The sequence below is a fragment of the Rhizobium sp. 01T437 genome (assembly GCF_056398505.1).
In genome coordinates this window covers 588,459-598,143 of the sequence record NZ_JBFTPM010000006.1, presented here as the reverse complement: position 1 = coordinate 598,143, position 9,685 = coordinate 588,459, and the positions used below count along the sequence as shown (strand labels likewise).

Here is a 9,685-nt window from a genome sequence, read left to right as displayed (position 1 = left end):
AATCATGCCCGCGCAGAGATCAAAACGAAAAAGCCCTCCATCTCGGAGGGCTTTCGTATGTCTACAGAGGGACTTGCATCGCCCAGCTCTGATTGTCGGAGCTAGCTTAAATCAAACTATTGAACAGCAATGCCCGCACACAAAACCAATTAAACAAGCCCGCCCGCAAAGCGGGCTTTTTTATTGTCGCGAGAAGCGGCCACGCCCATCGTCTTTAGCCGCCGCAGCCCGCCACAACGCAAAAATTATCTGATCCTCGGAAAAACCGCAGCTAGGCGGAATAAATCGGCAGCTCCGTTGTCCACGTTCATGAACCCGCTCTGCAAAACAAGGAGCCCGCATGAACGTCTTTCCCCGAAAAAGATCCCTTCCGCTGGCGGCATCGATCTTGGTGATCCTGTCCGTTTCCGCTTTTGCGGACGATCCAGCATCGCATGAACAGACCACCTCCGCGGTTACCGACGAGACGCCGTTCCTGACGGAAAACGATGCAGTCATGGCGAAGATGATGAACGGCATGGCGGTCAAGCCGACAGGCGACGTTAGCAGGGATTTCGTCGAGATGATGATCCCTCATCATCAGGGCGCGATCGATATGGCGCAGGCCTATCTGCGTTATGGCAGCAATGAGCAGCTTAAGCGCATTGCCCAGGAAATCATCGTCGATCAACAGCAGGAAATCGCCGCGATGCGGCTGGCTCTCGGCGATCCTCTTCCGCCTTCGGAGCCGGCACCGACACAAGTTTCCCCGCAAAACTCCGTCTCTTCCGGCGCCGGCATGTCGATGATGCCGGCCATGGATCCGAACATGAAAATGGGCAATTGAAAGGACCCTGTCATGAAGTCTAGCCTTCTCGCCCTCAGCCTGCTTGCCGGCACGATGCTGGTGCCATCAGCGAGCTTTGCCGGCCAAGCGCCGGGTGCGGCCTCTGACCTGGATATCCCGATCAGCAGCAAGGATCGCGTCTACGCGGCCGAACAATTCTCCAATACGGTTTCGGTCACCGATCCATCCACCAACAAATTGCTCGGCGTCATCCGTCTCGGCGATCCGCAGCCGGGCAATCTCAGCCCGCTCTATCGTGGGCAGGTCCTGGTCCACGGTATGGGCTTTTCACCCGACCACAAGACATTGGCTGTTGTTTCGATCGGCTCGAATTCGGTGACGTTCATCGACACAGCGACCAATGCCGCAAAGCACACCACCTATGTGGGCCGCTCGCCGCATGAGGCATTCTTTACGCCTGATGGCAACGAAGTCTGGGTCACCGTTCGCGGAGAGGATTACATCTCCGTCATCGATGCGCATACCTATGAGGAGAAACTGCAGATCAAGGTGCCGGCAGGCCCAGGCATGCAGATCTTCTCGCCGGACGGCAGATACGGCTACATCTGTTCCTCGTTCAATCCCGAGACCGTCGTCGTTTCCGTCGCCGATCACCAGATCGTCGGCCACATCAAGCAGGAAAGCCCCTTCTGCCCGAACATTGCGGCGACGCCTGATGGCAAGCAGGTCTGGTTTACTCTGAAGGATATCGGCAAGACGCAGGTCTTCGACGCCGAGGCCCCCTTTGATCTCATCAGGACGATCGATACCGGGCCGATCACCAATCACGTCAACATCGTTCACAACGCCAACGGCGAATTTGCCTATATCTCCGTTGGTGGCCTTAACGAGGTGAAGGTCTATCGCACGGATAATTTCGAACAGGTCGCGACAATTCCCGTCGGCAATCTTCCGCACGGCGTCTGGCCATCAGGCGATGGCACGCGCGTTTATGTGGGTCTCGAAAACGCCGATGCGCTGGCAGCGATCGATACACTGACAAACAAGGTGATCGCTACGATACCGATCGGCCAGGCACCGCAGGCCGTCAACTATGTCCCCAATGCAGTCCCTGAGGGCGACGGCATGCAGAACCTCCAACCGCTCGGCGTCGCTGGCCAGGTAGCGCATCTTGCCTTGCACGCGCCTAAGGCAAAGCAGGATGGCGTTGCACCAACGAGTGTCTCTCTTTTCGATCAGGGTCTGTCACAGGTGTTGCAGGCATCCGTGACGGGGCTGGAGCCCAAGAAGCCTTACATTCTTGCGCTCTCCACGCGGGCTGATGGTACTGGCGATCTTCAGCCTCTGGCGTCATTCATGACGAACCCGGCCGGCTCGGCGATCGTCAATGCCGTCGGCCCCATCAGGCAGATCGTCCAGACCAGAGAGAAGGCCGAGCGCCGCTATCTCGTTATCACCGCGGCCGGAGATAAAGGGTCCGGCGAAGTCGTCCAGATCGAAGCGAAGTAAATCTCTTCCGCCCGCCGCCTGTGATAGGGTGGCGGGCGAAAGCTCCTGAAGGTAAGCCTCATGAGTGACATTCTGCAGCTTGTCGAACCGATGATCCCGGCGCTCCGCCGCTACGCCCGCGGATTGCTGAAGGATGCAACGGCGGCCGACGATCTCGTTCAGGATTGCCTGGAGCGGGTTATTGCCCATTGGCATCATCGCCGAAATGACGATCCGCGCACCTGGATCTTCGCTATCCTTCACAATCTGGCGGTCAACCGCTTGAAACAGACCGCACGCCGTGGCGAACATCTGCCCTTTGAGAAGGTGGACGAAAGTGCCTTTGCCCGGCAACCGACACAGGAAGATAATCTGATGCGTCGCGATATCATTCAGGCGCTGGAGAAACTTCCCGAGGAGCAGCGCAGCGTCCTGCTGCTGGTATCGGTCGAGGATCTGTCCTATTCGCAGACAGCGGAAGTTCTGGCTATCCCGATCGGCACCGTCATGTCGCGCCTGTCGCGGGCGCGTGAGCGGCTACGGCAGATATTGGAGAACTCGGGGCAGGCAACACAGGGGCCAGCCGCCCATCTTCGGAGAATAAAATGAGCGTAAAACCGATCACCGAGGATGATCTTCACGGTTTTGTGGACGGTGCGCTGGACGAGGCGCGTGAAGCCGAAGTTTCCGTCTATCTTGAAACCCATCCCGAAATCGCCGCGCGAATCGACAGCTACGGCAGGCAGCGGCTTGATTTGCGGGCTGCGCTCAACTTTGTCGCAGAAGAACCAATCCCGARCCGGCTAAACATAAGCCACCTGCTGGAGGTGCCCAAGCAAGGCCGGCTGCCCTTCTGGCGTATGGCGGCTGCCGCTGTCGTTCTTCTCGTCGCCGGCGGCTCCAGTGGCTGGATGCTGCATGGCATGTACCGGCAGCCAGGCGAGGGCATGGTAGCGCTGGCTGATGAAGCTGCCAACAGCTTCGCCACTTACGCGCCCGACAGGGTGAGGCCGGTCGAGCTCCGTGCCGACAATATGACCGAACTCGTCGACTGGGCGACGGAACGCATGGGCCGCAAGCCGGTGCTGCCGGATCTTTCCAAGTCGGGCTATCGTCTGATGGGCGGCAGGATGATCTCGACGTCGCATGGCGCCGGATTGATGCTGATGTATGATGATGATCGGGGAACGCGTCTCGTCATGCTGACGCGGCCAATGCTCGCCGATCAGAACAAACCCATGGCGCCGCATGCGCAGGGCAATGTTGAGGGCTGGAGCTGGGCGTCCGGCGGCATGGGGTACAGCCTCGTCGGCGCCCTGCCAGCCGATACTTTGCATCCGCTCGCCGATGATATCAGGCACCAGACTGAAACCGGGGCCTGAGCTCTGTCAGACCTAAAGCGTGTCGCGCAAAAGTGTGCGGCGGTTTTGCGGTAACCACATGCGGAAAACAAAGGCTTTAGTGCATGCGGGGGCGGCGTTTCTCGCCGCCGCGCTTTCCAGGCAATCCCATTATGCCTTCAGGAATCTGTTCATCGGCTGCCAATGCCGCATTATGCTGACGTAGACGCTCAAGCGCCACGGAAGCAAGCTCGGTATAGGGAATGGCAGCCGGATCGTCGGTATGGATATCCTGGATCGCCGCGAGGACCGTCTCGGCTTGCGTAAGGCGGCGTGTTGCGATGAGGGCGACACCTTCCTTGTAGCGCGCCTGCACTACATGGGGCGCCTGCTCGCCGATGCGACGGAAAGTTACGGCTGCATCCTCATAGAGTTTCAGCGCCAGTTGCGCATCTCCAAGGCGAAGTGCAATCGGCAGCGGCTCGGCGGTGCGCTCCAGCAGCGACTGATAGGCGGCAAGGGCTTCGGTCAGCTTTCCTCGGTCGAAGAGCAGGTTGGCAAGGCCAAATTCGGCACCGACATGGCCCGGCGAGGATTGCAGAACCTGGGCGAAGACGATCTCGGCTTTTCCCTTCTCACCCTTTCGATACATTTCGAGTGCCTGCTCGTAGACATAGTTGACGCTACGCGGATGCAGAACGCCGCCGAGATTGCGTCCGTCGCGGGTCCTGAAGAGCGTATAGCTGATCCGCCGCTCGTCAGCGCCGAAGACATATTTGTAAGATTCGTTTCCACGCAGGAAATCATAGAACCGGAAGCCGTCTTCGATCGCCCGGCGGATGCAATATCCATGCAGAACCAGACCGGGAGATGGCGTTTTCCAGTTCTCGTCACGACCGGTGATATAGAAAAGGATCGTCTTTTTCGGGTGGTCGATGATATTGGCGAGGGCGCCGAGCGGCTGCTCGCCGAACCAGAAGACCGGGACGTCGAGCGTGCCGCTCTTGAAGCAGTCCATCAGCATTTCACGCGTGGAATTGATGAGCCGCTCTGTCCGCTCCGGTCCTTTGCGCTCCGTCCATCGCGTGCGCCAGAAATCGAAAAGAATAGTGAGGTCGCGGTCAATGGTCTCGGGCGTTGCCATCGTGATTCGGTAGCCGTCATTGCCATCGAGCTTGCGCAGGAAGCGGCGCAGCTTCTGGCGCGTCTGACTGCTCATCTTCTGCTCCAGATAGTCATCCCAGCTTGCAGGCAACGAGACGACCGGGCAGATCGTATTGTCGATATTGTCATGGCTGGTGGGCGCGTTGTCGCGAAACATGACAAGCGGCCCCTGCAGCGCCAGGATCATCTTCTCCCGCCGTTCCGGCGGCCCGCTGAAATGCTCCAGCCTGAGATGCGTCCAGTTCTGCTGTTTGAGATAAGCGGCAAAGCCGGCGATGGCTTTTTGCTCGTAACCGGGCATAACGATGAGGCCGGTATAGTCAGCCGAATAATTCCCGCCCATGACGATTTCATCGTAGAAAAGCCCGCACTGCTCATCGAATTTCGTGAGCAATCTCAGCGGCAAAAAGGCGACATAGGGAGCATTCGGCTCCCGCTCGCGCAGCGCCAGCACGAACCAGCGGCCACGGTGCCCAAGAAAGTCTCTGAGCCATGTCCAGGAGAGGAAATGTTGGGCGTCTGGATCGTCCCGATAGACCTGATCCCAGTTGTCGCGAACGGCGTCAAAACCGGCGATGGTATCAATGACATCGATGCGCATGCCCCCCTCCCAATACTCCATACCTAATTCGGGAAATTCCAGTCACCGTCCGGGTGATTCCCTGAGACGAAATCGGATTAGCCCAAAGCAGCCGTTCTCGGCCGACAATACTAGAGCGCGACAATCCGTGGACTTGCATGGATGAAAGCCCAGAGTGCCTTGCTGATATTGACGATCTCGCCAATCGATTTTTCCAGAAGCTCCAATTCCCGGTCATCCATCTGTTCGATCTTTCCGTAGCGGATTTCCTTATCGTCCTCGACCAGGCGCATGAGTTGCGTGCTGGAGATTTCACCCTTCTCGTCGAAGGAATAGATGCAGTGATTGTATTTGTTGCGCATCTTCGATTCCTTCTTCAGGCGCGACATGGCCGAGAGAACGGCCTTGCGGTCCGCAGCCGGCGTCGAAGGAAGCTTTGCGAGCCGCTCGACGAGATCTATGCGCGCGCGTGTCGTATTAAGCGTCAGGAAGACCACGATCGCCGCCTCCTTCTCCACCTTGAGAAGGTGGGCGATAATATAGATCAGCAGGCTTTCTGTATTCGTCCAGACATAGTTTAATCGTCCAACATTCAATAAGACATCGGACATAGCCGGCATGCTGAAATCCCTCGGTTCAACTCTGATAATACATGGACTATATCAGATCATTTCGATAAATGCTTCGGCCATTTCTGCGCTTAACGCTCCTTGAACGCGCGTGACATGCTGTCGGCGATCGGCTTGCTCAGATATTCGAAGAATGTGCGCTCCGAACTCTGGATCAGCACTTCAGCAGGCATGCCGGGAACCGGATGGAAGTTGTGAACGCGGGCAATTTCCGAGTCCGGGATCTGTACGCGCACGATGTACACGTCCTTCACGGACAGGCCGGCATTTTCCTCAATGGAGTCGGCCGAAACATAGAAGACCTTGCCTTCCAGAACCGGCGTGGTGCGCCTGTTGAGGGCGGTCAGGCGGATTGCCGCCGTCTGCCCTTCGTGAAGCTGATCGATGGAGGTACGCAATACCTGCGCCTCCAGGATCAGCGGCACGTGGGCCGGCAGGATTTCCATGATCGGTTTTCCGGTGGTGATGACGCCGCCGGCGGTGTGGTAGTAGGAGCGCACAACGGTACCAGTCACCGGCGAACGGATGACCGTACGCTCCAGAACGCCGGCAGCTTCGTGCAGCTGTTGACGCACGCTGTCGAGGTCGGATTCGGCGGTCTCCAGCGCGTCAAGCGCTGCCTGCTTGTTGGAGTTGACGGCGATGACCGCTTCCTGACGGAATTTGGCGATTTCCGCCTCGCTCTCGTTGAGCTCTCCGTTCAGGCGCGAAATATCGCCCATCGCATCGGCAATGGCGCGCTCGATGGCCAGAAGGTCGGTCTTGCGCATATAGCCGACCTTGACGAGCCGTTCCTTGGAGTCCCGCTCGTCCGAGAGTAGCGCCAGTTGCCGTTCGAAGGACTCTCGCTGGCCCTTGTAGCCTTCGAAGCGGTATTCCAGCGACTTGATGTTCTTCTCGATAAGGTTGAGCTGCTCCTCGAGTTTGACCTGCTTGCTGCGGAAGACGATGTTCTGGCTCTGGATGATGGCGTTGATATCGGGGTCACTCGCCTCTGCCATGACGATATCAGGAAGCTTGAACTCACGCGATCCCTGTGCTTCGGCCCTCAGGCGTCCAACAACTGCTTCCAGACGCAGCCGCCTCAGCGTCAGCATCCGCTCGTTGGTCAGGGCGGCTGTTTGGTCGAGAGTCACCAGGACGTCGCCCTCCTTGACGCTTTCGCCTTCGCTGACGAGCATTTCCTTGATTATGCCGCCTTCAAGGTGCTGGACGACCTTGTTGTTGCCGGTTGCCACGAAGCTTCCCTGGGCGATGATGGCGGAGGCAAGTGGCGCGGTTGCCCCCCAGTATCCGAAACCGCCGAACGAGCAGAAGAGGACAGCCAGGCCGACAAAGCTGTGCAAACGGATGGAGCGCGGCACTTCGCTATACCATTCGAGCTGCACCGGGCCGCTGGATTCCTGCTTCTTCTTTCCCATGGCCTTCATCCTTCGATACGCGGTGACTGTTGGCCAGTTCGGCCATTGCCCTTGGATATTGCCTGCAGGACTTCCACTCGCTCGCCGAACATGGCGACCGTGCCGTCCTTGAGCACCATGATCTTGTCCACGCACTGCAGAAGTGCAGGGCGTTGCGTGATCGTAACTGTCGTGATGCCCTGTTTCTTGGCGTGGATCAGCGCTTTTGCGAGCGCGGCTTCGCCCTGGGTGTCGAGATTGGAGTTGGGCTCGTCGAGCACGACGAATTTGGGATCGCCGAAGAAGGCGCGCGCCAGTGCGATGCGCTGCTTCTGGCCACCCGAAAGCGGCGCGCCATCGGACGCGACGACGGTCTCATAGCCCTGTGGGAAACTGGCGATCAACTCATGCACGTCGGCAAGGACGGCGGCCTCATAGATCTGCCGGTCTTCGACGTCATCGCGCATGCGGCAGATATTGGCCTTGATGGTGCCTGGGAAGAGCTGCACATCCTGCGGCAGATAGCCGATGCTTTCGCCGAACTGCCGCTGGTCCCAATTGCGCAGATCCATGAGGTCGAGGCGCACATTGCCGGAGGTCGGCAGGATCGAGCCCACCAGCATCTTGCCGAGCGTCGTCTTGCCGGAACCGGAATTGCCGATGATCGCCAGCGATTCACCCTTCTTCAGCGAGAAGGAGATGCCGTTCAGGATCACCTTCTTCTGCGGCGGCGGAACGAACAGGATCCGCTCCACATCGAGCCTGCCTTCCGGATTGGGAAGGCGCAGCCGCGGAAAGTTGAGCGGTGAAGCCAGCAGCAGGTTCTTGATGCGGCCATAGGCTGCGGCCGATCGGTTGAACTGATGCCAGCCTTCGATTGCTCCTTCAATCGGCGCCAGCGCGCGGCCGGAAATGATTGAGGCTGCGATGACCATGCCGCCCGTCAGCTCTCCGGACAGCGACAGATGCGCGCCCCAGCCGAGAAGCCCGACCTGCGTGATCATGCGGCAGGCCTTGGAAATGCCGGTGAAGATGATGTTGCGATCTTGCGCCTGGACGTGGGATTTCAGCGAGCCGGCGGTTTCCCGCCCCCACATCTTCACCGCTTCGGGGATCATCGCCAGCGCGTTGATGATCTGCGAATTCCGCGACATGGAATCGAGATGGAAATTCGCGCGGCTGAGATAGCTGTTGGATTCGGCGAACTGTTTGGCCGTGAACTTCTGGTTCAGGAAGGCGATCAGAAACAGCACCGCGCAGCAGACCATAATGATGATGCCGAGATGCGGATGCACCAGGTAGACGACGATCACGAAGAGCGGCATCAGCGGCGCGTCGAGGAAAGCAATCAGCGTTCCTGAAGTCAAAAAGCTGCGGAGAGACTGAAGGTCCTGCAGGATCTGGTAATCCTTGCCGCTTCCATGCAGCGAGGCGCGAGCGGCCGCACTGAGGATCGGTGCGCCCAGCTGGACTTCCAGTTCCACGGCAGTCCGCATCAGGATGAAGCGCCGGACAGAATCCAGGAAGGCCTGTAAGAGGACGGCGCCCACCACCACGATGGAAAGCATCACCAACGTGTCGATGGAGCGGCTGGTCAGGACACGGTCGGAAATCTGGAAGAGGTAGAGCGGGATCGCCAGCAGGAGCACGTTGATCGCGATCGTGAAGACCATCACGATCGCAAGATTGCGCCTGATAACCGCGATGCCTCGCGCAAGGCTCAAAGCGAAATTCACCGGCTCGCTGCGCTTGTGGAAGCCGCTGTTTCCGCCGCCACCACCGCCCCCGCCGCCGCCGAAATCCGGTTCCTTGCCGCCCCCGCCGCCGTCGCCTGTGCGCAGGCGGCGCTCATTTTCCTTCACCGGACCGGTGTCGCCATCGATCGTCTTGGCAAAGGGAATATCCGGCTTGGCCTTGAGCTCGTCGGTGTCACCAGGCATCCGCCGGGCCTCGATGACGGGCGCCGCCAGCAGTTCTTCAGCTGGCTGCGGCTTTGTCTCCGGTTCCACGACATTGACGACGGGTATGTCATGGCCGGAAAGCTGCCTTGTAGGTTGTTCGGTCGGCATCACGGTTTGCACGTCATCCACCTTCTCTTCAGCGACAGCCTCGACTTCATCGGGATAGGAAGACACTTTGCGCGTCAGCTGGCGAAGATGGTCCACCGCATCGTCGATCGCCGAAACGCAGGCCTCCGTCAGAAAATCCTGAGGATTTGCCGCCGTAGAGGATGGCTTTTCGCCACGCAGATCGATCGCGCTGCCATTTGCAAAAATCTGTTTTGAAATCTGATTCAT

At 58.7% G+C, this 9,685-nt stretch carries 8 protein-coding genes; 4 read left to right on the top strand and 4 right to left on the bottom strand.

Annotation, left to right across the window (positions count from 1 at the left end):
* Positions 1–340: 340 nt before the first annotated feature.
* The 4 genes from AC1DM5_RS16005 to AC1DM5_RS15990 are packed head-to-tail and all read left to right on the top strand — an operon-like array spanning position 341 to position 3,657.
* The gene (locus AC1DM5_RS16005) at positions 341–826 is read left to right on the top strand and encodes a DUF305 domain-containing protein (protein ID WP_477824157.1); all 486 of its coding nucleotides are present in this window, start codon (positions 341–343) and stop codon (positions 824–826) included.
* A 12-nt stretch (positions 827–838) separates the two neighbouring features.
* Positions 839–2,296, top strand: a complete 1,458-nt coding sequence (locus AC1DM5_RS16000) for a YncE family protein (RefSeq protein WP_477975236.1) — start codon at positions 839–841, stop codon at positions 2,294–2,296.
* Between the two features lie 60 nt (positions 2,297–2,356).
* On the top strand, positions 2,357–2,884 hold the full coding sequence (locus AC1DM5_RS15995) for an RNA polymerase sigma factor (protein WP_477824155.1): 528 nt from the start codon (positions 2,357–2,359) through the stop codon (positions 2,882–2,884).
* Positions 2,881–3,657 (top strand): anti-sigma factor family protein, encoded by a 777-nt coding sequence (locus tag AC1DM5_RS15990; RefSeq protein WP_477975234.1) that lies wholly within the window; start codon positions 2,881–2,883, stop codon positions 3,655–3,657. Before AC1DM5_RS15995 ends, AC1DM5_RS15990 begins: the two co-directional genes overlap by 4 nt.
* 76 nt (positions 3,658–3,733) lie before the next feature.
* Here AC1DM5_RS15990 and AC1DM5_RS15985 read toward each other — a convergent pair whose 3' ends face one another.
* The 4 genes from AC1DM5_RS15985 to AC1DM5_RS15970 form a co-directional block, all read right to left on the bottom strand.
* Positions 3,734–5,380 carry a GNAT family N-acetyltransferase gene (locus AC1DM5_RS15985; RefSeq protein ID WP_477824153.1) on the bottom strand — a complete coding sequence of 549 codons (1,647 nt, stop codon included), beginning with the start codon at positions 5,378–5,380 and terminating at the stop codon, positions 3,734–3,736.
* A 110-nt stretch (positions 5,381–5,490) separates the two neighbouring features.
* Positions 5,491–5,979, bottom strand: coding sequence for a hypothetical protein (locus AC1DM5_RS15980; RefSeq protein WP_037100325.1), 489 nt, complete (start codon positions 5,977–5,979; stop codon positions 5,491–5,493).
* 80 nt (positions 5,980–6,059) lie between these two features.
* Complete coding sequence (locus AC1DM5_RS15975; protein ID WP_477824152.1) at positions 6,060–7,409, bottom strand: HlyD family type I secretion periplasmic adaptor subunit; 1,350 nt, start codon at positions 7,407–7,409, stop codon at positions 6,060–6,062.
* A gap of 5 nt (positions 7,410–7,414) precedes the next feature.
* The gene (locus AC1DM5_RS15970; RefSeq protein ID WP_477824151.1) at positions 7,415–9,685 is read right to left on the bottom strand and encodes a type I secretion system permease/ATPase; all 2,271 of its coding nucleotides are present in this window, start codon (positions 9,683–9,685) and stop codon (positions 7,415–7,417) included.

Coding starts and splice junctions, on each gene's coding strand:
- AC1DM5_RS15980 (WP_037100325.1), bottom strand. CDS start 5,979: ATGCCGGCTATGTCCGATGTCTTATTGAATGTTGGACGATTAAACTAT.
- AC1DM5_RS16000 (WP_477975236.1), top strand. CDS start 839: ATGAAGTCTAGCCTTCTCGCCCTCAGCCTGCTTGCCGGCACGATGCTG.
- AC1DM5_RS16005 (WP_477824157.1), top strand. CDS start 341: ATGAACGTCTTTCCCCGAAAAAGATCCCTTCCGCTGGCGGCATCGATC.
- AC1DM5_RS15985 (WP_477824153.1), bottom strand. CDS start 5,380: ATGCGCATCGATGTCATTGATACCATCGCCGGTTTTGACGCCGTTCGC.
- AC1DM5_RS15970 (WP_477824151.1), bottom strand. CDS start 9,685: ATGAATCAGATTTCAAAACAGATTTTTGCAAATGGCAGCGCGATCGAT.
- AC1DM5_RS15975 (WP_477824152.1), bottom strand. CDS start 7,409: ATGGGAAAGAAGAAGCAGGAATCCAGCGGCCCGGTGCAGCTCGAATGG.
- AC1DM5_RS15995 (WP_477824155.1), top strand. CDS start 2,357: ATGAGTGACATTCTGCAGCTTGTCGAACCGATGATCCCGGCGCTCCGC.